The sequence below is a fragment of the Thermogutta hypogea genome (assembly GCF_055386265.1).
The window spans coordinates 3,931,682-3,953,759 of the sequence record NZ_AP042425.1 but is presented as its reverse complement, the minus strand read 5'-3'; the positions used below and the strand labels follow the sequence as shown (position 1 = coordinate 3,953,759).

Below are 22,078 nucleotides of genomic sequence, written 5' to 3'. Positions count from 1 at the left end.
GCACCTCCGGCTTACGCCGGAGACTCCGCCGGCGGCTCCAACAGTTCGAGCAAGCGTTGCGCCGCGGCGGCAGGATCGTCCGCCCGGGTTATTCCGCTGCTGACGGCCACGCGGCGGAAGCCGGTCTCCAAAACCATCCCCAAATTGCCCTCGTGGATACCGCCGATGGCGAAGGCGGGCAAGCGTATCTCCGCGGCCACCTGCCGCAAAAACGCCGGCCCGGGAAAGGCCTCGAACCGCTTGGTGGCGGAGGGGAACGTCGGCCCGCAGCCGATGTAGTCCGCCCCGTCCAGCACCGCCTGCCGCGCCTGCTCGATGTCGTGCGTGGAAACCCCGACCAACCGATCGGGACCGACGACGGTCCGCACGTCCTTGACCGAAAGCTCCTCCTGCCCCACGTGAACGCCGTCGGCTTCCGCGAGGACGGCCAGGTCCGGGCGATCGTTCATGATGAACAGCGTATCGGTGCCGCGGGTGACCCGGCGGACCGTTCGCGCGCGGGCGATGAGGGTACGATCATCCAGGCGTTTTTCTCGCAATTGGATGACGTGGACGCCCGCTTGAACCAGACTTTCGCACAGCGTCGCCAGCTCGGCCTCGGAGGCGCACGCATCCAGCAGGACGTACAGCCGGGCGTCGGCCAACCGCTCCCGCGCCCGCCCCGTGCGACGGACCGCTCGATGCAGCGTGTACAGGCGGTAGCGGAGCCGTTCCGCCGCGGCGGCCAAGTCCGGCGCGACCAGCTTGGCGTACTCTTCCAAGGAACGCATCGCCTCTCGGACTCGGGAAAAATTGGCGTCCACGAGCTGCGCGAGGTCTTGGCGGCGAGCCTCTTGCGATCCTTTGACGGTCGTACCGACGTCGGCCAGGGTCTCCCGAGCGGCCAAGCGCACGTCCATGGGCAGGGCTTCCAGGCAGGCGGTCAGCTCGTGGCGGACGTCCTTCAACCGGCCCATCAGAAAGGGATCGTCCAGCACGAAGCGGACGTAATCTTCCAACACCCGCAGCCCCTCCACAGCCCGATTGGCGGAGGCATCGACGACCCGCATCACGCGCAACGCCGCATCCGGGGGAAGGCGGTCCTCATCCCGGCCCCTGTTCTCCTCGTTGGAGGGATCGGCGGCGCCGGTCCATTGCCGAGGCGCGGCGGTCTCCGGCCCGCTCGACCCCGCTTCGCCGCCGGAAACGCCCCGAGCCGCTTCGTCCCGGGGGGCAGGCTCGGGCGGTGCGACCTCGGTCCAGCCCGCGGCACGCCGTCCGGACATTCCATAGCGGTCGTGGATGCGCCGCAAGATTTCCGCGGGATCCACGCCGTGCGCGCGCAGCCAGGCGCCCACCGCGTGGTCGGCCGCGGCCAAACCCAGCAACAGGTGTTCGGTGGAGAGAATGGCCGGCCAATCCCCCCAATCCACCAAGGCGTCGATCGCGGCGAGTCCGGCCTGGAGGTCGGGATGCAGCGGCGGCAAGGGAGCGTCGTAGGGAGGCGGAGGCACGCTCGAACGCCGCAGGCCGGGCCACTCCGCCAAGAGTCGCCCCGCATCGATGCCGCATTCGCGGAGCGTGATCGCCGCGCGGCACTCCCCCTCTTCCAACAGCCCTAACAGGACCGCCTCCGCGCGCAGGTACTTTCCCGATTCCCCCCATTTCCAGGTCGTCGCCGCGGTCAAGGCGCGCAAGGCGCCGGGCGTGAACTCGCGTCGCGTCTGTCGCATGGCACGGCGTACTCCCCAAGGGTCGAACGGCGGATCCTGCGGCGCCGCTCGCACCCGCTCGATCGACGGCCGCCGATCCCCCTTCATTGTAATGACGGCATCCGCGCGGGGGTGAAGTGCGGTGTGAGGCTTGGCGGGTCCGCGCTCCGTCGCCTCCAAGATCCTCCTCAAAGGTGACTGCAAGAGCGAGTTTGACGGCGGGGGGCGGTCCGTCCGTTCCGACCGGGCAGGCCGGGGCGACTTGGCCGGTTCCGAAGACCGATGCCGACTTGCCGAGGATAGCGCGGGGAGCGAGTTGAGCCAATGCGGTCGCACGTCGCGGACGATGACGAAAGTAGGAGGCATCCCGCCCGCCCTCTTCACGGAATCGAACGAACCGCCAGGGAACCGGCGTCTTCAAGCGGCGGGGAACGGAAGTGCCCGGTTCGTAGTCCGGCGAGTCTCCTCGCCCGGCCGTGATTCTGGAAGGCGGTAAAACCCATGCGATCTCTTGCGGTAACCCGACGAAAGGCCGATCCCCGATCAGGCGAGGCCCCGCAACCGGCGGGACGAGCGACCCGACGGCACCCCTGGAAATTGGGCGGAGTGAGCGCGATCTTCTCGCTCTGCCTGCTGGTCGGCGCAGCGTCGCGGTTCGGGCCTGTCTGGGCGACGGAGACCGGCCCGATCCTATTGGCGCCGTCCGCCGAGGACCTGCCCGCGTCCTCACCCGGCGGCCCCCCGAGCAGCCCGGCCGGGATCGCCCCGGCGCCCTCGCCCGATGTCGGTTCTATTCCGATCGGCCCGGCGATTTCCCTTCCGCCTGCGTCCTCTTCCGGGCAAGGGGGTTGGGTCCGCGCGGGAACGGGAAGGAGCCAGGGGTACTCGGCAGGAACGGGGTACTCGGCGGGAACTTCGGCAACGGACAATCCCCCCAGCACGTCGGGAGCACCGATCGCCGCGCCTAATCCCGCCCCAACCGTCCAGCCGCCCAAGATGTTCCTCGGTACCGCCCGGCCGCTGGGCAATCCGGCCGTCACGACCGCGCCGCAGGGCGGCCTTTTGCCGGGCACCGCCTCGCCGTACCCACCGAATCCCGCTGCGCGAGGGCAGGTCGCGGCTCAACCGTATCCGATCGGCCGGCCGGGTGCCTATTCCGCTCCCAAGCAGGAGTCGGAAAAGGGTTGGTTCGGCCTGCCGAAGCTCGACCTCGGCAAGCTGTTCCGTCGCAAGCCGCAGAACCCGACTTACGGCCCCGTCGCCGCCCCAACGGCGCTTCAACCCAGCCCGAGTGCATGGCGGGGAACGAACCCCGCCGAGGCGGCGATCGGCTACCCGCCGCAAGTGACAGGCGAAGGGATTCGCCAACCCGAATGGAACCACCCCGATCCCCCGCAGTTCGGTAACGGCATGGGGAACAATCTACCGCCGCCGGTTTACGGGACGTCCACGGCGGAAGCGGGAGCGGGGACCGACTCCGGAGCGGCGGCCGTACCGCAATGGAATCCCCACAATCCCTATGCCGCGCCCTATGCCGTGCCGCCCAGCAGCGACTCGACCCGAGCGACGAATCCGCCGGCATTGCCGTTGACGGCGTTGCCGCCGCAAGGCGGGCAGATCGGGGCTGCGACCCCGCTCGCACCGTCGGCACAAGCACGGCAAGCCGCGCGAATCGCCGCGCCGACGCCCTACGCCGGGCCGACCGGCACCCTATTCGGCGGCACCGGCTCGCCGATTCCCCACGGAAACGGCTTCGCCAAGCCCACCTTCTGGGATCGGGTCACCGTCTGGTGGAAGGACGTCACGACGCCGCGGCGGGACAATCCCCGGGCAGCGCTCTTGCCGCCCGGTCAAGTTTGGCAGAATCTGCAAAACCGGCTGGAGCCGCGGCCGCAAACGCCGGGCCAAGACCCTTTTTCGGCCCAGCGCGGGGCCGCCTACCCGGTCTACTCTCCGGACGCGGGAGCCGCTTCCGCCATGCAGCGGCACAACTACTCGCCCGCCTTGCTCCCCCCGCCGCGGCCTCAACTGCCCGGCAGCATCCCGCGATGGTGAATCGCTCTCAGCACAATGGGGCGAGGCGCGGCGCCTTGCGCGACGCCGGAGCATTCTCTTGCGTCGCTTGCCGGGATTTGCTAACCTCCTCCACTCGGTCGAGCGACCGCCCCGCGTGACGCCGTCCCCGGATCGTCCGCGGCCGGATCGCCCTACCGCGTTGTAATGCCACGGATGGGAAGAGGGAGTGCGGTGATCGACTTCGAGATCGAGCGTTGTACACGGCACTGCGCGGTGACGGGACGCGAACTCAAACCCGGCGAGGAATACTACACCGTCTTGATCGACGACGATGAGCAGTGGCGACGGCTGGACTATTCGGCCGAAGCCTGGCAGGGACCGCCCGACGACTGCGTCGCCTGGTGGCGCGCACGCATCCCTCCCCCCTCCGGCACGCGCAAGCATTGGGCCCCCGACGACGTCATGCTCCACTGCTTGGAAGAGTTGGAAGGCAACGCCGAACGGGCGGATTTCCGCTACGTGCTGGCCCTCCTCATGATGCGTCGCAGAATCCTACGCCTGGAAGGGACGGAACGGATGCCGGACGGGAGCGAAAGGGCGACGTTCTATTGCCCCAAGCGGGACGCCGCCTACACGGTGCCGGTCGTCCTTCCCGACGAGGACCGACTTCAAGGGTTGCAGGAGGAAATCCACCGTCTGTTTTCGGGCGGGGCGGGCGGAGATGCGAGGGAGATGCAAACCGGGTAAGGCTCGGCCGCGCCATCGCCGCGATCGCGACGAGAGGGAATCCGGCCGGATCGCCGGGCGAATCGACAAGGTGCTTCAAGCATGGATGCCGATGGAACGCGTGGAAGACGGCGGCCGGCGCCGACGGCCGTATTCTGGCTGGGACTGTTGCCGGCGGCGGTGCTGTGCGGTTGCCGGATGTTCCCCCCCGCCGAAACGGCGTACGTCGGCCCGCAATTGCCCCCCGCGCCCACCCTGGAACAAATTGCCGCGTTTGTGAACGGGAACTCGACGCGGATTCAAACGTTCCTCGCGGACGAGGCGGTGATCTCCGGGCCGGGGATTCCCTCGCTGCGAACCCAGATCGCCTTCGAGCGGCCGCGGCGGCTGCGCATGCGGGGCGAGACGGGATTGAGCGGCATGGAATTGGACGTGGGCAGCAACGACGAGGTGTTTTGGTTCTGGGTCAAGCGCAACCAGCCGCCCGCGTTGTACTACGCGCGTTGGGCCGACTACGATTTTCCCGGCAGCGCCGCACGGCAGGCCGTGCCCCTCGACCCGCGCTGGCTGACCGAGGCCTTCGGCATCGTCGAGATCGACCTCAGCGCGCCGACGGAAGGGCCGGTACCCTTGGCCGGCAATCGCCTGGAGGTCCGCACGCGGCGGCAGACGCCCGAGGGACCGATGGTCAAGGTGATCGTTCTGGACGCGCAATACGGCCTGGTCTTGGCCCAGCACCTATACGATCCGCAGGGTCGCTTGCTGGCCTCGGCCGTATCGTACGATCATCGCCGCGATCCGGTCTCGGGTCTGGTGATGCCCCGGTCCGTGGAGTTGCAGGTGCCCCGGGCGGAGATGACGCTCCGCGTGCACCTGGGCAACGCGCGGATCAACCAGCCGATTCCGGACCCCGCCGCCACCTGGAACATGCCGAGCTACGCCGGCTATCCGCTGGTGAACCTGGCCGATCCGACCATGCAGGCGGTGCCGATCCCGCCGGCGCAGCCGGTGCTGTATTCCGAACAGGCCGTCGTCTGCCCGCCCGCCGCCGCGCCGGCCTACTGATCGCCGGGCGGGCGTTTTTGTTAAGATGAGCCTCCGGCGTCAGCGTGCGTTTTCGTTTATAGCCTCCGGCGTCAGCCGGAGGTGTCTACGGCGCTACCCGAGGTTCACCCACCGACTCGCGATTCCACCACCAGCTTACGCCGGTGGCTCACAGCTCCACCACCAGCTTACGCTGGTGGCTCACGCGCCGGCGGCTCGGGTGTGCGTATTCGATTTCACGTTCGTTTGAGCCTCCGGCGTCAGCCGGAGGTGTCTACGGCGCTACCCGAGATTCACCACCGGCTCGCGGTTTCACCACCAGCTCACGCTGGTGGCTCAAAGAATATTCCACGAATATTTTGCCCCCAGCTTACGCCGGCGGCTCATGGCTCCACCACCAGTTCGCGCCGGCACTACTCGGGGTCGCCGGGGACCGAGCGAAGCAGGTCCCGCAACCGCACGATCAAACCGGTCACGTCTTGCTCGGGCCGTTCGATCGGCAAATAGGCCGACTCGGCATCCACGATCCGCAACCGGTTGCCCGACCGTTCGGCCACGCGGCGAATCTTTTCGCGGGAGACGTACTGGAAGACGACGAAGCCGTGCTCGCGGCGAATGGCGCGGATGCGCAGGCGATGGGCGGCGATCCGCAGCTCTTGCAGCAACAACATTTGCCGCACCGGCTCCGGCGGCGGCCCGAACCGGTCCGCCAATTCCTCGGCCAGCGCCGCCAATTGCTCGCCGTCGCCGATGCGGCTCAAGCGGCGGTAAAGATCGATCTTCATCCGGATGTCGGAGACGTAGTCATCCGGCAGAAAGGCTTGGACGGGCAGGTCGACGTCCACGTCCACGTAGGTCTTGGGCGGCAGGTTTTGCAGGCGGCGGACGGCGAATTCCAGCAGTTCGCAATACAGCTCGTAGCCGACCGCGGCGATATGCCCGCTCTGCTGCGGCCCCAGGATGTTGCCCGCCCCGCGAATCTCCAGGTCCCGCATGGCCAGGGCGAATCCCGCCCCCAACTCGCTGTATTCCTCGATGGCGCGGAGGCGTTTTCGCGCGTTGGGGTGCAGGCGGCGGGACGGATCGATCAGCAGGTAGCAATAAGCGCGGTGCTTGTAGCGCCCCACGCGACCCCGCAACTGGTGCAGGTCGGCCAGGCCGAAGCGATCCGCCCGATCGATAAAGATCGTGTTGGCGGTGGGGATGTCCAGGCCGCTTTCGATGATCGTGGTCGTCAAGAGGACGTCGAACTCGCGGCGGACGAAGGCCGCCATCACGGCTTCCAGCTCGTGGTCGGGCATTTGGGCGTGAGCGATGCGGAGGCGGGCCTCGGGGACGATGCTCCGCAGGACGGCCCCCACCGCCTCAATGTCCTGTACCCGATTGTGCACGAAATAGACCTGCCCCTCGCGGCTCAGTTCCCGCAGCACGGCCTCGCGAATGAGCTTGGGATCGAAGCGGCAGACCCGCGTCTCCACGGCCAGGCGCTCCCGCGGCGGCGTGGTCAGATTGCTGATGTCGCGGATGCCGACCAAAGCCATGTGCAGCGTCCGGGGAATGGGCGTGGCGGTCATCGTCAGCACGTCCACCGTTTGCCGCAGGGCCTTCAACCGCTCCTTGATCTCCACGCCGAAACGCTGTTCCTCGTCGATCACCAGCAGGCCCAAGTTGCGGAATTGCACGTCCGGCTGGGCCAGCCGGTGCGTACCGATGACGATGTCGATCTCGCCCTCTGCCAGTCCGCGCAAGATCGCCTTTTGCTCCTTGGGCGCGGCGAAGCGTGAGAGCGCGGCAATCCGCAGAGGATATTCCGCCATCCGCTCGCGAAACGTGCGGAGGTGCTGCTCGGCCAAGACCGTGGTGGGCACGAGCACGGCGACTTGGTAACCGGCATCGACGGCCTTGAACGCCGCCCGCATCGCCAACTCCGTCTTGCCGAAACCGACGTCCCCGCAGAGCAGGCGGTCCATGGGCCGCGGGCGAAGCATGTCCTCCTTGACGGCGGCCATGGCCTGGAGCTGATCCGGCGTCTCCTCGAAGGGGAACGAGGCGTCGAACTCCCGCTGCCACAGGGTATCGGGCGGGAAGGCGATGCCGGGCTGCGTGGCGCGGCGGGCCTGCAACTCCAAAAGCTCGCCCGCCAAATCGAACACGGCGCGGGCCGCGGCCTGCTTTTGTTTGCTCCAAAGCCTGCCGCCCAATTTGGAAAGCTTGGGCCTTCCCCGCGCCCCGCCCACGTACTTCTGCACCAAGCCCACCTTCGACGCCGGCACGTACAGCATCGTGCCCTCGGCGAACTCCAGGGCCAAGTGCTCCTCGACGCGGCCGTCCTTCTCCAGCCGCATCAGTCCGCGGTAGCGGGCGATCCCGTGCGAGACGTGCACCACAAGCTGCCCTTCCCGCAGCTCCAAAAAGGAGTCGATGGGCCGGCCGGCGTACGTCCGGATCGGCCGCGGCGGGGCCGCGCGGTGGAACATCTCGCCGCTGCTGAGAACCACGCAACGCTCGTCCGCCAGGCGAAAGCCGGACGACAACCGCCCCCGCACCAGGTGCAGCCTTCCCTCCCGCGCCGTCCGGGAATCGCGAAACACTTCGTTCAGCCGCATCATTTCGGCGTCGCCCGGCACGACGAGAAAGACCTCGGCGTCCCAACCGGCGGCATCCAGCTCTTCGCGGACCTGATCCACGCGGCCGCTGAAACGCTCGACCGATTGCGCGCCCAGCGCGACGACCCGCTCGAACCCCGCCGGAGCCATGTCCCAACACGCCGCCGTGGCAAAGCTTTGGCAATCCGCCAACACGGCCTCGACCGAGAACAGCTCGGCCCCGGGCGGTTGCTCCACGCGCCCTCGGTAGGTTTCCGCTTGTTCGCGGATGTCTTCCGGGTCAACGAGCATGATCCACGTTTGGGGAGGAAGATACCGGAACAGCGGCGTCCGGCAAGCGGTCTTCGCGGAAAGCAGCGTCAGCTCGGCTTCGTCCAAGCGGCGGATGCTCCGCTGCGTGGCGGGATCGAACTCCCGCAACGAATCCACCACGTCGTCGAACAGCTCCACCCGCACCGGCGATTCCCACTCGGGAAGAAAGAGATCGAGAATCCCGCCGCGGAGGCTGAATTCGCCGGGCAAGGCGACCGCGGAGGCATTTTGAAACCCCAATTCCGCCAGCCGCGCCGTCAGGGCGGATAGGTCCAACCTATCTCCCGGCCGGATCACGTGAACCGACGCCCGCAACTCTTCCACATCCGGCAGGGGCTGCATCAAGGCTTCGATGCAGGTCAGCACGATGGGCGGCGTCGGTGCCCCGAGCAAGGCCTTGGCCGTCCGCAGCCGCGCGCCCATCAGCGGGTCGCGCCAGTCCGGCGGAGCCTGCACGCGGTCCAAGGGGGCGAAGATTTCGATGGGACCGGGGCGGAAGACGGCCAGATCATCGGCGAAGATCGAGATTCGCGAGGCCGACGCGGTCACCACCAGGAGGCAGGGGGGCTGATGGGCGGCCAAGGCGGCCGCGGCCGGCGCGCAGACCGACCCCGCCGCTCCGTCGAGGATTACACCCCCGCCGGACCGGAGCACGGTCGCCGCGTCGCACAAGTCGGGCCGCCGCGCCAGCCGCTCCGGCAATTGTTGAAGAGAAGCCGAGCCGGCCGACGCGGCGCTCTGCGCTCCTTGCATGGCCCCATTCTACGCCGCCGCCCGCCCCCGAGCTACCGGAGAGAGCCGGTCGCTCCAGAGCACACTCACCACCAGCTTACGCTGGTGGCTCGGGGGTATACACACCACCAGCTTACGCCGGTGGCTCTAGGGTGCGTTGCATTTTCGTCACTATCGAGCCGCCGGCGTGAGCCGGCGGTGTCTACCACGCTACCCGGGATTCGCCGTCGACTCGCAGCTCCACCACCAGCTCACGCTGGTGGCTCCACAGCACGCTCACCACCAGCTTACGCTGGTGGCTCCAGGGTGCGTTGCGTTTTCGCCACTATCGAGCCGCCGGCGTGAGCCGGCGGTGTCTGCCACGCTACCCGAGATTCGCCACCGACTCGCGGCTCCACCACCAGCTTACGCTGGTGGCTCCACAGCACGCTCACCACCAGCTTACGCTGGTGGCTCCAGGGTGCGTTGCGTTTTCGTCACTATCGAGCCGCCGGCGTGAGCCGGCGGTGTCTACCACGCTACCCGAGATTCGCCGGCGGGCCCGGCACGTCTCCGACCGTCGCCTTTTCCACTTGCCGCGGCGATCCATTTTGGATAGCCTCAGCGCCAGGTTTCCCGGCCGGACGGCCGAGTGCCGGCCCTCGGCGGGCACTCCCGCTTGCCGAGAAGGTCTCCTCCTGCGGCGGAGCGCCCGCCCGCTCCTCGCCTTGATGGTAGCTTGAACATGGTTCCAGGCGATCCGGAATACAATCCCGACGAAATCGAGGCGATCTCCTTGGAGGATCTTGCCCGGGCGTTCGCCGAGGCCCTGGGTGAAGACGCCGACGCTCCGGACCCGGGCGGGGAACCGGACCCTCCCGAGGCCGACGCGGCGGCTCCCATTGCGGAGGAAGACGCCGGCCCAGCGGAAGGGCAGCCGATCTTAACGGGACCGACCGGCGGCGAGCAAGACGCGCGGTACGTCAACCCGGCCGGCGTGCTCGAGGCCCTGCTTTTCGTGGGCGATCCGGACGGTAAACCCCTCAATCCGACGTACGCGGCGGAACTGATGCGCGGCGTCACCCCCGCCGAAGTGGCACGCCTGGCAGCGGAACTGAACGAGCGCTACCGCCGTCGCGGGTGCCCGTACCGCATCGTCTTCGAGGGCGGCGGATACCGCATGCGGCTTTTGGAGGAATACGCCGAGTTGCGGAGCGCGTTTTTCGGGCCGGCTCGGCCGATGAAGCTCTCGCGGCAGGCCGTCGAGGTCTTATCGATCGTGGCCTACCGCCAGCCGGTGACCGTCCAAGAGGTCAACACGCTCCGCGGCAAACCCAGCGGGGCGATCCTGGCCCAATTGGTGCGGCGCGACCTGATTTCCGTCAGCCACGAAGGCCGCGGCCCCAACGCCCGCAAAGCAGCCCGCTATCGCACCACGCGACGGTTTTTGGAACTTTTCGGGTTGGAGAGCTTGGACGACCTTCCCCAAATCGGGGGTCCCCTTCCTCGCATCGAGACCGAATAGAGTATCCTTCAATAGAGGGGATTTTTCGTTGTGCAAACGGCGGAAAGGGATCCCTTCGCCGGTCCGGGCGGGGGGGCATCGATCGTCGTTTGTGCCCAATCTTTCTAACTTTAATGCATACAATGGGTTGATCCGACCTTTCGGCGTCGGTTAGCTTTTCGATACACTTTTGCCGGCGGTAACGGGCTCCCCTGTCGTCGGGAGTGACGGCGGGGCGAACCGTGCTTAAACTAAACCGAATTAGGCTGGAACGGGTAGTAACCCGGCGCCCAGGCCGTGCCGAACCCGGCGCGGCCGGGTCGGGCGGAACAATGCCGGCTCGGGCGTACCGAGTCGGGCGAGCGTTCCCGCCGTTTCCACGAGGGCAAGCAGCTTTGCACGAGGGACAAACGGAAGCCGACGGCTCGGCCGCCCCTTCCACAACCGCGATATCCAGGCTTTACACTGACTGGCAGGCCGGTCACGTGATGATCGGCCCGTCGCTTTTGGCCGCCGATTTCGGTCACCTCGCCCGCGAAGTCCGACGGCTGGAAGAGGCCGGTGCGCGCTATCTGCACCTGGATATCATGGACGGCCATTTCGTGCCCAATCTGAGCTTCGGCATCCCCATCGTCGAAGCGGTCCGCCGCTTGACCCCCCTCCCGCTCGACGTGCACCTGATGATCGCCAATCCGCGGGACCACCTGGCGCGATTTCGCGAGGCCGGGGCCGACTTCCTCACCATCCATATCGAGGTCGCCCCGGACCCCACGGAACTGCTGGCGGAGATCCACGGACTGGGAGCCGGGGCGGGGCTTTCGCTCAACCCACCCACCCCCGTCGCCTCCGTCCTCCCTTACCTCCCCCTGTGCGAGATCGTCTTGGTGATGAGCGTGATGCCGGGCTTCGGCGGACAGAGCTTCAATCCCGGGGCCTTGGACAAAATCCGCGCCCTCCGCGCCGCAGCGCCCGAGGGCTTGATGATCTCCGTGGACGGCGGCGTCAAGGACGGCACGATCGAACGCTGCGCCCAGGCCGGGGCCTCCATGTTCATCGTGGGGACCGGTCTCCTAGGATACGAAGATTACAAACACCGACTATCCCATCTTTCGCAGCTTGTGCGGTCAGCGCAGAACAAGCCATGAGCAATCCTTCTTCTCCTACCAACGTCGTGATGATTCGCCCCGGCGCGTCCCGCTACGAAGCCGAGGGCCGCATCCGCGGCACGCTGGACATCCCGCTCGATCAAACCGGCCTGGAAGAGACGGCCCGGTTGATTCGGGAACTCGAGGCGAGCGAGCTTCGGCTCAGCGCGTTGTACCACGGTCCGTGCCGGCCCGCCATCGAGACGGCGGAGGCCGTCGGCAAGGCCTTGGGCGTGCCGATCCGCCGGGCGGCCGGCCTGCGCAATCTCAATTACGGCCTGTGGCAGGGGATGCTGATCGACGAAATCCGCACCCGGCAGCCGAAAATCTATCGCCTGTGGCAGGAATTGCCCGAGTGCGTCTGCCCCCCGGAAGGTGAAACCATCGCCGAGGCCGAAGAGCGCCTGGCCCGCGAACTGCAAAAGATCCTCCGCCGTCATCGGGGCGAGACCGTCGGCCTGGTCGTCTCGGAACCGATTGCCGCGATCATCAAGCGGATGCTCCTCCAGTGCCCGCTGGGCGACCTGTGGAAGGCCGAATCCCGGCACGGCTGCTGGGAATGCTTCGCGGTGGGGACTTTCGAGCCGGCCCCGACCCCGGGATGATCGCCCACGCCTACTCGCCGGGGGCGATCGTGCCCACGCGCCCTTGGCTGCTTCCCCAGCGGACGTGCGGGCCGTCCACCACGGTCGGCTTTCCCAGGGCGACGCGCGAACCGTCCGCCAGAATCGGCCAGCGAGCCTCCAGCCCCTCGGGAAACTCTTCCCGGAAATGACAACCGAGGATCTCGCCGCCGCGAAGGATGGCCTGATAGTCTCCGTTCGGCACGCCCGCATATTGGTGCGTGAAGACGCAGTCCACCATGCGGAAGCCCGACCCTGAACACCAGATGCTTCGCCGCCGGTCGGCGGTAAACACGCATTGCTCGAACGTCACGTTCTGGAGGTTACCGTTGAGTTCGGCCAGGAAATTGCCGTAGGGACGCCGGCCGTCCTCCCAGGGGCGATCCTCGAACGTGCAGCGGGTCCAGCGCGTGGCCAAGGCGGGATCGTCGGAGCCGAACGCGTGGACGATGCTGCCGTGGAAGGTGCAGTCCTCGAAGGCCAGCCCCGGCTTGGCGCACCAAGCGCTCCAATTCGTTACGCCCCGGAACAGGCAGCGGACGAACCGAGTGTAACCGCCGTCACCGCTGTCGGCCACCATTCCGCAGCCGACGTTATTCACGAACTCGCAGTCCTCGAAATAGCCGTCGCGGCAGATGGAGTCCTCGGCCTCGATATCCAGGCCCGCCCCGGGGGCCGAGGCGAAGGGCTGCCCGCCGTTCAACGCCCGCCCCGTATGGTTGAACTTGCAGCGCCGCGCCGTCAGTCCTCGCCCGCCGATCCACGACAGCCCCTGCCGCCCGTTGTATTCGAAGACGCAATCCTCCAGCGTATGCGGCGCGGCGGGATCGCTCTCCTGAAGTCCGTACCAGCCGATCATGATGCCGTCCAGCGCATGATGGTGACTATGAATGCGTTCCAAACGCACGTCGCTATTGTTGTGCAAGAAGATGCCGCAGGCGGGCAACTGCCGGCCCGTGTCGCCGTATTGTCCCCCGATCACCAGCTCGCCGAGATTGCCGTCCAATTCCAGATCCCGGACGGTGACGTTTCGGCTATCGCTGATCTCCAGCATGTGCCCCGCGTAGGCCGCGTATTTGCCGTCCACAAAGGGCATGGCCGGGGGATCGTGCCGCTCGCCCGTGTCCTTGTCGAACGAACCGAACCGCAGACCGGGGGATAGTCGCAGCTTGGCGCGATTGCCTTCGATCCGCAGAAACTTCAGTTCCTTGACGCGAAAGATCGGTTCTGCTCGGTAATACGGATATTCGCCGGGGACGTGAGTTTGACGCCCGACCACATACGTACCGGCCGGGATGACCAGCGTTCCGCCGCCCGCCTGCTGAATCATCGCGGCGGCCTTTTGAAAGGCCCCCGTATCGTCGGCGACTCCGTCGCCCGCCGCGCCGCAGTCCGCGCGGACATCCACCTGGGGATACGCCGAAGCCGCGTCCGCCGGATCGACCTCGGCGCACACTCCCCCGGCCTGCAACAAGCACGTCAGCGCGAGCGCCGGCGCAAGTCCGCGGGATCGAATCCACACACCTCGAATCAACGCACCCCGCGCGCGGTCATGGCGAGCGTCCATGGATTTATTGTCCTTTCTAATAAACCTTCCTGCCCGCCGGATGAACATTGTGTTTGACGAAGATTGTGTTTAAGGCAGGACCGACTTCTATTCCTCATAGTCGTGCTTCTACCGAAGACGACCGCGACGGGCATCATAGAACCGTCCCCATGCGGCATTCGGTTTTATTCGGCGAGCAAGCGTACCTGAACGGCCTCCGGCGGTTTGAGGTTGGCATCTAAGAAGCCGTAGATCAATTCCCGCGATTCGTGGGGCACGCCGTGTCCCTTTCCATGCACGAAAAAGGCGAAGTTCTCCGGCTTGCCCAGCAACTGGTACACGTCGGCGATCTTCATCAGCATCAATACGCGTTGGCGCTGGGTCAGGGGATTGCCGTCGTTCAGGGCCGACACATCTAGGAACGCCCGCGGCGCGATCAAGGCGATGATCTCGTGCATGTCGATGGGCGGCAATTCCCCGCGGAGCAGGAGCGGTCGAATCGGCTTGAAATACACGTACCAGTGGTCGCGGGACCAGTGCTCGACCCCGGGGTTGTGGCGGAAAAAGGCCGCCCCGCAATTGCACACGCAAGCCTGGATCCGCTCGTCGTAGGCGGCCAGGAAGTACGCCCCGTGCCCCCCCAGCGAATGCCCCATCACCCCGATTCGCCCGCCGTCCACCTCCGGCCGCGTCAGCAACACGTCCACCGCGATACTGTGCTCGAACGTGAACTTGCCCACCGCCGTCCATTCCGGGTGCTTTTGATGGAACCGCGTCGTATCATAGGGTCCTTCCGGCGGGATCCGCTCGCCGGAGACGAAATGCTCGGGCGCGATGGTGACGTAACCGCGGCGGCAGAGCTGATCGAGAAAGGCCTTGGTGGGGTCGCCGCTCAACCCCGCCGTTTGCCGCGTGCCGTCGGCCGTGGTGCCGTGCAGGGCGACTACGGCCGGGGCCTTCCCCTCCAAGTGCAGCGGAATGCCCAGGTAGGCGTGCGCGCGCTCGTCGCTTTCCACTTGATAGCTGATGTAGAACCGCCGATAAACACCGTCGATGTCCGCCGTCTCGTGGACCTGCACGTCCAAGGGCGGCTTTTCCGGCTTGTATGGATCGCGGATCAGTTCCAAGTAACGCTGCCGTAACACGGCCCGGCGGGCCGCCCAATCCTCCGCCGTTTGCACTCCCTCCAGCAAGTCATCCCACGAGGACTGAATGACGGGCGGGTCGCTGCGATGCCGGACGGGGGCCTCATCGACGGGGGCCTGATCCACGGGGGCCTCATCCGTCTCGGCGAAAACGCCCCGGCTCAACACCAACCAAACAGCCCCCAGAACCAGCACGCGAATCCAAAAAGCCATCGAACGTTCTCCTCTTCCCAGCGCGCGACCGGCCCGGTGCGGGCCTTGCCGCGGGCCTTGCCGAACCGCATCCCGGGCGGCGCCGCCCCGATCTCCGCGAAACATCATACGGGCCGAGGCAAACCGGTTGCAAGCTTGCGACAGGCCGTTCAGCAACGAGGTCGCGGCCGGCCCCGGCGAGCGGGCGGCGGTGCGGCAGGCGACCGGATCGACGACTCGACGCTCGGCGACCCCGGCCACCCCCCGACCTGCGCGATTCCGGGGACTGGGCGAACGGAAAACGAAGATGCGGGCGTCCCGCCGCGTTATTCCCCCGCCACGCCGCAAGGAACACCAACTTTCTATAACCGGAATATTCGCTCTAATCCGCAATTTTGGCGATTCCGAGGATAAAGAACTTGACAAGCGGTGTTTTATCGGCTCAATTTTATTAAAGCTTTGTACCGGCTACTCTTATCCTGCAAAAGGAATTGGAGATTTGCGATGACGGCAGTTCGATGCGGCCGACGGATGATCGTTGCGGCGGCGATGTTGGCTTGCTGCGCCGGTGGGACGGCGTACGGGCAATGCCTTTTGAGCGGTCTGTTCAATCGGCCCGGCACTTACGCTGCGCAATACGGCACGTATCCCACGGGCTACACGGCGTATATGCCGGTTGCCGCGGTACCCACGACGACCTACATGCCGGTCACCTATGCCGCGCCGACGGTCGTGTATCGTGCGGCGTATCGGCCGTTGGCGCCGTCGCTGGGGACGACGGTGCTCCGCCCGGCGCCGGTCATGGTGGCAAGCCCGCCGCCCGTCGTGACGCCCTACGCCGCGGCCTCGCCCGCGGCGACGCCCGGCGTGGTTTACCGCCCCGTGGAGATCGTGGTGGAACGCCGGCGGCTGTTTCCGTGGCGACCGTTCGAACGATGGCGTGCGCGCCGTGCCACATACGCGGCGGCGTACGCGGCGCCCACCTGGACCACGGCCCAATTCGCCGGTTACTCGCTGCCGTTGACTCCCGCCGTGTGCGATCCCTGTGCCGGAGGGGTGACGGCCTCGTACACCTCGGCCGCGTCGGTGGCCGGGTCGTCCGGAGGTTGCAGCACGTGCGCTTCTTCGAGCACGGGCCTGCCGCTCTCCGCGGCGGACGTGACTCCGACGCTGCCGGGACCCGGCGGCGCGGCCGCCCCGGCGCCCAGTACCTACGCCCCTCCGTCGAGCGGCGACACGGGCGAATCGTGGAAGCCGACGACTTCGCCCGGCGTTCAGGGCACCGGCCTTCCCCGCGCTGAAGAAGAAGGTCCGCTGGTCCGCCAGGCCGTGTTCGTTCGCCCGATCCCCCTGGTCGAAGAGAGCACGGACGCCCCGCCCCTGGTCGAAGTCCAGGGCTGGAAGCGGAACTGACGGCTCGCTCCGCGCTCGCACTATGAGCCGCCGGCAACCCGAGCCGCCGGCGTGAGCCGGCGGTGCTCGCCGCTGGCAAATCCCGGGTAGCGCCCAAGACACCTCCAGCTTACGCTGGAGGCTCCCCATTGACGAAAAATTATCGCATCCCTGAGCCACCAGCGTGAGCTGGTGGTGTTTGCCGGTGGCAAATCCCGGGCAGCGCCGAAGACACCTCCAGCTTACGCTGGAGGCTCTTTTGCTGCACCATGCTCGGGCTCACGCTGCACCTCGGGCTCACGCCCGAGGCTCTTGTCATTGAAATTCCACGCGCAAATATGAGCCACCGGCGTGAGCTGGTGGTGTTCGCCGGTGGCAAATCCCGGTTAGCGCCGTAGACACCTCCAGCTTACGCTGGAGGCTCTTTTGCTGCACCATGCTCGGGCTCACGCCGCACCTCGGGCTGACGCCCGAGGCTCTCGTCATTGAAATTCCACGCACAAACCCGAGCCGCCGGCGTCAGCCGGCGGTGTTCGCGCGCCGGCAACCCGAGTGTTCTCGCGCCGGCGTTCCATCATCATTTGATTGAATCAAATGATTGAAATACGCCGAGACGGGATGTAGAATAGGATCAGAGCGAGGAATCGTTTCAGGCGAAGGAGACCGACGGTGAAGCCAAGCCCCCACCGAAAACCGACCGCGAACGGCGGAAAGGGCGAGCGGACGCGGCAACGTCTTCTCGAGGCCGGAATCGAGGCCTTCGCCCGCTTCGGTCCGGAGGAGGTGGGCATCCGCCGCTTGGCCGCCGCGGCGGGGGTGAACAGCGCGGCCCTGTCGTACTACTTCGGCGGCAAGGACGGCTATTATCGGGCGGTCTTGCGGTACCTGGCGGACGGCGTGGGCGCGATCATCCGCCGGTCGGCCGTCGCCGCCCGGGGTGATCCCGCCGAGCCGCTCTCGCCCGAGGCGGCGCGGGAGGCGTTGCGGGCGTTCCTGCGCCGCTTCGTCGTCACCGTCCTCACCGAGCCGCGGGCGGAGGCCACGGCGGCGATTGTTTGGCGGGAATTGCTGCGGCCGTCGGAGGGCTTCGAAATCATCTACGCCCGCCTCATTCGCCCGGTCCACGAAATCCTGACCGAGTTGGCGGCGGCGGCCCTGCAAACGTCGCCCCGCGACCCCCAAGCGATCCTGCTGGCGCACAGCCTTTGGGGCCAGGCCGCCATCTTCCGCATCGGATTCCACGTCCTGCGGCGGCGCTTGCGGCGCCGCGGGCGGCGGTTGTCGCAAGACCTCATCGCGACGATCGCCGACGTGGCGGACACGGTCGTCCTAAGGCTGTTACCCGGCCCGGCGGATCGGGAGGAGCAACCCTCTCCGCGGCCGCGACGGAACGGCCGACACCGAGAGATTTCAGACGAGGCCCGCTGCTCATGAAAAAGCGCGTGATGATACTATTGGTCGCGGTAGCGGCGATCGGTTTGAGCGTGTGGAGCGCCCGGCGGTACGGCCTGCCCGGCCCGGTCCGGGCGAGCGTGGGCCGAGATTGGTGGGCGATCCTGCGGGGAGAGACCGCCGCTTCGACCTGGGATCTGCACGGGAACGTCGAGATTCGCGAGACGCGGTTGGGCTTCAAGGTGCCCGGCCGCATCGCCCGGCTGCACGTGGACGAGGGTGATTCCGTCCGCCCGGAGCTGCTTCTGGCCGAGCTGGAGCAGACGGAATTCTTGGAAGCGGTGCGTCAAGCCGAAGCGGCGCTGGAGGCCAGGCGAGCGGAGCTGGCGGCCTTGGAGAACGGCTCGCGGCCGGAGGAAATCGAGAAGGCGCGATCGCTCACCGCGGCCGCCGAGGTGACCGTCCGCAATGCCGAGATTGCGTGGCGCCGGGCCAGGGATCTGGTGCCCAAGGGGGCCGTTTCGCAAGAGATGCTGGACAACGCCCAGGCGGCCTACGATCAGGCGGCGGCCAACCACCGGGCGGCGCTGGCGACCCAGCGGCTGGTGGAGGCGGGGCCGAGACGCGAGGAGATCGATCGCGCGCGGGCCTTGGTGCGGCAGGCGGAGGCGGTCCTGGCCGATGCCCGGCGACGACTGGCCGATACCCGCTTGGCGTCCCCCGTGTCCGGCACGGTTCAGGTCCGCGTCCATGAGGCGGGCGATTTCGTGAATGCGGGTGAGCCGGTCTTCTCCATCGCCCTGCAAGACGAGGTGTGGGTGCGGACCTACGTCGCGGAACGCGACCTGGAGGCGGTCCGTCCGGGCATGGCGGTGGAAGTGCGGACGGACGGCGGGAATCGCTTTTCAGGCCGGGTAGGCTTCGTCTCCTCCGTGGCGGAGTTCACGCCGAAGACGGTCGAGACGCGCGACGTGCGGACCCAATTGGTGTACCGCGTACGGATCCTGGTGAAGGACTCCGAGGGGCGCCTGCGACAGGGAATGCCCGTCACCGTGCGTTTGTCTCCCGAATCGCCGGGATCGGCGTCGGGCGAGGAAGGGCGGCCGTGATCGCATTCGAACAAGTGACGAAGGACTTCCCACCGGCACCGCGCCCCGCCTTGCAGGACGTCACGGTCCGAATCCCGGCTGGGGCGATCACGGGCTTGGTCGGACCGGACGGCGCGGGAAAGACCACGTTTCTGCGTCTGGCCGCGGGCTTGCTGGTTCCCACGCGGGGGCGGATCACCGTGCTGGAGCGCGACACCCGGCAGGGGCTGGAGTTTCGCGACCGCTTGGCCTACATGCCGCAGAAGTTCGGACTCTACGAGGACCTCACCGTCCTGGAAAACCTGATGCTTTACGCCCGGCTGCGAGGCATTCCGCGGGCGGAACGGCGGGCGAGCATCGACCGGCTCTTGGGCTTCACGGGGCTGGCATCGTTTCAGGGCCGATTGGCGGGAAATCTCTCCGGCGGTATGAAGCAGAAGCTCGGCCTGGCGTGTTCGATGCTGGTTCGCCCCGAGGTCATGCTGCTGGACGAGCCGGGCGTCGGCGTCGATCCCATCTCCCGGCGCGAATTGTGGAAAATCGTGTGCGAACAGCGGGATCAAGGGGTCGGCATCGTCTGGAGCACGCCCTATCTCGACGAGGCCGAACGCTGCGATTACGTGCTGGTGCTGTACGAGGGGCGGGTGCTGTATTTCGGCCCGCCGAAGGAGTTCACCGCCCGAGTGCAAGGCCGCACCTTCCTGGTGGAGGTTCCCACGCAAGAGCGGCGGCGTCTGACGCGGGAACGGCTCACGGACCCCGAGGTCGTCGATACCCGCATCCAGGGAAGTCGGCTGCGCGTGGTGCTCCGGGCGGGCGCCGACCCCGCCGGCAAGCAGGCGGCGGGCCGGGGTATGACGGCCGCCGAGCCGCGCTTCGAGGATGCCTTCATCGACGCCCTGGGCGGCGTCCCCAAGGAGCGGATCGGACCGCCCGGCGACGGCTCCCCGGAGGCGCACCATCACGAGGAGGCGGTGGCGGCGGACGACTTGGTCAAGCGATTCGGCCGTTTCACCGCCGTCGATCATGTCTCGTTCCGCGTGCGGCGGGGCGAGGTGTTCGGGCTGCTGGGGCCGAACGGAGCGGGAAAGAGCACCACCTTCCGCATGCTGTGCGGGCTGGCGGCGCCGAGTGCGGGGCGGGCGACCGTGGCCGGCGTCGATCTCGGCAAGGCCCGCGCCGAAGCCCGGCGGCACGTCGGATACATGGCCCAAAAGTTCAGCCTCTACGGCAACCTCACCGTCCGGCAGAACCTGGAATTCTTCGGCGGGGTGTACGGGCTGCAAGGATCCCGCCTCGCTCACGCCGTCGAACGCAGCCTGGAAGAGCTGGAGCTTCGCCCCTTCGCCGGCAGCAACGCCGGCCTGCTCCCGCTGGGATTCAAGCAGCGGCTGGCCCTGGCGGTGGCCGTCATGCACCGACCGGCGGTGGTCTTTCTGGATGAGCCGACCAGCGGCGTGGACCCCTTGGCACGACGCGAGTTCTGGCTCCGCATCGACCGGCTCGTGGAGGAGGGGGCGGCCGTCATCGTCACCACCCACTTCATGGACGAAGCCGAATACTGCGATCGGCTGGCCCTGATCAACCGCGGACGGGTGATCGCGATGGATACGCCCGACGCCATCCGAACCGCCGTGCGATCCCCGGATTTGCCGCACCCCACGCTGGAGGACGCCTTTCTCGCCTTGCTGGAGCGGGCGAACGACGAGGAACCCACGGACCGAAAGGCCGGCGCGACGGAGCCGGCCGTCGGCGGGAAGGAAGGGCACGCCGGATGAAGCCACGAGGAACGCACACGGCGCAACCGAGCGGATCGCGGCACATTCGGCCGCGGTGCGTCCTGGCCCTGGCGCGGAAGGAATCCTACCAGATCGTCCGCGACCCCAGCAGCCTGATCATCGCCTTCGTGCTGCCGCCGGTCTTGCTGTTTTTGTTCGGTTGGGGGATCTCGCTGGACCCGACCCGCATCCCGCTGGGTTTGGTGGTCGAAACGCCGTCCGCGGTGACGGAGGCGGCGGCCGCCTCCCTTCGCGGAAGCCGCTACTTCGAGGTGCGGGAGGCCGCGCATCGCGCCGAGCTGGAGCCGCTGCTGGTGGGCGGGCGGATCAAAGGATTGGTGATCCTCGCGCAGCAGTACCCGCGCGAGCGCGAGGCGGGATCGGCCGCCGTTCAAGTGCTGGTCAACGGCAGCGAGGCCAACACCGCCGAGCTGATCGTCAACTACGTGGAAAACGTGTTGCAAAAAGAGATGGAGCACCAGGCCGAGGCCCGCGGGTTGAGTCGCGCCGGACCGCCCGTCGCCGTCGAGCCGCGCATCTGGTACAACCCCAACTTCGAGTCCCGAGCGGCAATCCTCCCCGGCTCCATCGCCGTGATCATGACCTTGATCGGCACCATTTTGACGGCCCTGGTGGTCGCCCGCGAATGGGAACGCGGCACCATGGAGGCCCTGCTCGCAGGCTCCATCAGCCGGGCGGAATTCCTGCTGGGGAAATTCCTCCCCTATTTCGCCCTGGGACTGACCGCCATGATGCTGGTGGCCGGCGTCTCCGTCGGCGTCTTCGGCGTCCCTTTCCGCGGTTCGTGGTGGGTCTTGATCGGCGTCTCGGCCGTGTTCCTGACCGTGGCCCTGGGACTGGGGCTGTTCATCTCCACGGCCACGCGCAACCAGTTCGTGGCCACGCAGGCGGCCTTGATCGTGGGATATCTTCCGTCGTTCATCCTGTCGGGCCTGGTGTTCGAGATCAACAGCATGCCGCCGCCGATCCGCATGCTCACCTACCTCTTACCGCCGCGATACTTCGTCTCGGCCTTGCGGACGCTGTTCTTGGCCGGCAACGTCCGGGAGGTGATCCTCCAGGATACGGTGATCCTGGCCCTGTTCGCCGTCGTGTTGTGGACGCTCACGATCCGCAAGACGCGCTTGACGCTGGAATGATGTCATG

General features: G+C 67.2%; 15 protein-coding genes. 11 read left to right on the top strand and 4 right to left on the bottom strand.

Annotated elements, in window-relative coordinates:
- Positions 1–11: 11 nt before the first annotated feature.
- Positions 12–1,712 (bottom strand): thiamine phosphate synthase, encoded by a 1,701-nt coding sequence (locus tag ACZ5B4_RS14260; protein ID WP_464911899.1) that lies wholly within the window; start codon positions 1,710–1,712, stop codon positions 12–14.
- 480 nt (positions 1,713–2,192) lie between these two features.
- Between ACZ5B4_RS14260 and ACZ5B4_RS14255 the strand changes: the two genes are divergently transcribed.
- The 3 genes from ACZ5B4_RS14255 to ACZ5B4_RS14245 all read left to right on the top strand — a co-directional run bounded on the left by ACZ5B4_RS14255 (position 2,193) and on the right by ACZ5B4_RS14245 (position 5,498).
- Positions 2,193–3,746 (top strand): hypothetical protein, encoded by a 1,554-nt coding sequence (locus ACZ5B4_RS14255; RefSeq protein ID WP_464911898.1) that lies wholly within the window; start codon positions 2,193–2,195, stop codon positions 3,744–3,746.
- 192 nt (positions 3,747–3,938) lie between these two features.
- Positions 3,939–4,454, top strand: coding sequence for a hypothetical protein (locus ACZ5B4_RS14250; RefSeq protein ID WP_464911897.1), 516 nt, complete (start codon positions 3,939–3,941; stop codon positions 4,452–4,454).
- An 81-nt stretch (positions 4,455–4,535) separates the two neighbouring features.
- Positions 4,536–5,498, top strand: a complete 963-nt coding sequence (locus tag ACZ5B4_RS14245; protein ID WP_464911896.1) for a hypothetical protein — start codon at positions 4,536–4,538, stop codon at positions 5,496–5,498.
- Positions 5,499–5,890: 392 nt separating this feature from the next.
- Here ACZ5B4_RS14245 and mfd read toward each other — a convergent pair whose 3' ends face one another.
- The gene (mfd, locus tag ACZ5B4_RS14240) at positions 5,891–9,148 is read right to left on the bottom strand and encodes a transcription-repair coupling factor (protein ID WP_464911895.1); all 3,258 of its coding nucleotides are present in this window, start codon (positions 9,146–9,148) and stop codon (positions 5,891–5,893) included.
- A 703-nt stretch (positions 9,149–9,851) separates the two neighbouring features.
- Between mfd and scpB the strand changes: the two genes are divergently transcribed.
- The 3 genes from scpB (at position 9,852) to ACZ5B4_RS14225 (ending at position 12,360) form a co-directional block, all read left to right on the top strand.
- Positions 9,852–10,631, top strand: a complete 780-nt coding sequence (gene scpB, locus ACZ5B4_RS14235; protein ID WP_464911894.1) for an SMC-Scp complex subunit ScpB — start codon at positions 9,852–9,854, stop codon at positions 10,629–10,631.
- A 467-nt stretch (positions 10,632–11,098) separates the two neighbouring features.
- Positions 11,099–11,755, top strand: a complete 657-nt coding sequence (rpe, locus tag ACZ5B4_RS14230) for a ribulose-phosphate 3-epimerase (RefSeq protein WP_464914030.1) — start codon at positions 11,099–11,101, stop codon at positions 11,753–11,755.
- Positions 11,752–12,360, top strand: a complete 609-nt coding sequence (locus ACZ5B4_RS14225; protein ID WP_464911893.1) for a histidine phosphatase family protein — start codon at positions 11,752–11,754, stop codon at positions 12,358–12,360. Before rpe ends, ACZ5B4_RS14225 begins: the two co-directional genes overlap by 4 nt.
- Before the next feature lie 10 nt (positions 12,361–12,370).
- Here ACZ5B4_RS14225 and ACZ5B4_RS14220 read toward each other — a convergent pair whose 3' ends face one another.
- The gene (locus ACZ5B4_RS14220; RefSeq protein WP_464911892.1) at positions 12,371–13,945 is read right to left on the bottom strand and encodes a right-handed parallel beta-helix repeat-containing protein; all 1,575 of its coding nucleotides are present in this window, start codon (positions 13,943–13,945) and stop codon (positions 12,371–12,373) included.
- A 164-nt stretch (positions 13,946–14,109) separates the two neighbouring features.
- A complete protein-coding gene (locus tag ACZ5B4_RS14215; RefSeq protein ID WP_464911891.1) occupies positions 14,110–15,282 on the bottom strand; it encodes a dienelactone hydrolase family protein in 1,173 nt (390 codons plus the stop codon).
- Between the two features lie 483 nt (positions 15,283–15,765).
- Between ACZ5B4_RS14215 and ACZ5B4_RS14210 the strand changes: the two genes are divergently transcribed.
- The 5 genes from ACZ5B4_RS14210 to ACZ5B4_RS14190 all read left to right on the top strand — a co-directional run bounded on the left by ACZ5B4_RS14210 (position 15,766) and on the right by ACZ5B4_RS14190 (position 22,071).
- Positions 15,766–16,674, top strand: coding sequence for a hypothetical protein (locus ACZ5B4_RS14210; RefSeq protein WP_464911890.1), 909 nt, complete (start codon positions 15,766–15,768; stop codon positions 16,672–16,674).
- A 648-nt stretch (positions 16,675–17,322) separates the two neighbouring features.
- Positions 17,323–18,087: a CerR family C-terminal domain-containing protein gene (locus ACZ5B4_RS14205; protein WP_464911889.1), complete on the top strand. Its 765-nt coding sequence runs from the start codon at positions 17,323–17,325 to the stop codon at positions 18,085–18,087.
- Entirely contained in the window at positions 18,084–19,154 is a 1,071-nt protein-coding gene (locus ACZ5B4_RS14200) for an HlyD family secretion protein (RefSeq protein WP_464911888.1), read from the top strand. Before ACZ5B4_RS14205 ends, ACZ5B4_RS14200 begins: the two co-directional genes overlap by 4 nt.
- On the top strand, positions 19,151–20,911 hold the full coding sequence (locus tag ACZ5B4_RS14195; protein ID WP_464911887.1) for an ATP-binding cassette domain-containing protein: 1,761 nt from the start codon (positions 19,151–19,153) through the stop codon (positions 20,909–20,911). Before ACZ5B4_RS14200 ends, ACZ5B4_RS14195 begins: the two co-directional genes overlap by 4 nt.
- Entirely contained in the window at positions 20,908–22,071 is a 1,164-nt protein-coding gene (locus ACZ5B4_RS14190; protein ID WP_464911886.1) for an ABC transporter permease, read from the top strand. Before ACZ5B4_RS14195 ends, ACZ5B4_RS14190 begins: the two co-directional genes overlap by 4 nt.
- The last annotated feature ends 7 nt before the right edge of the window (positions 22,072–22,078 follow it).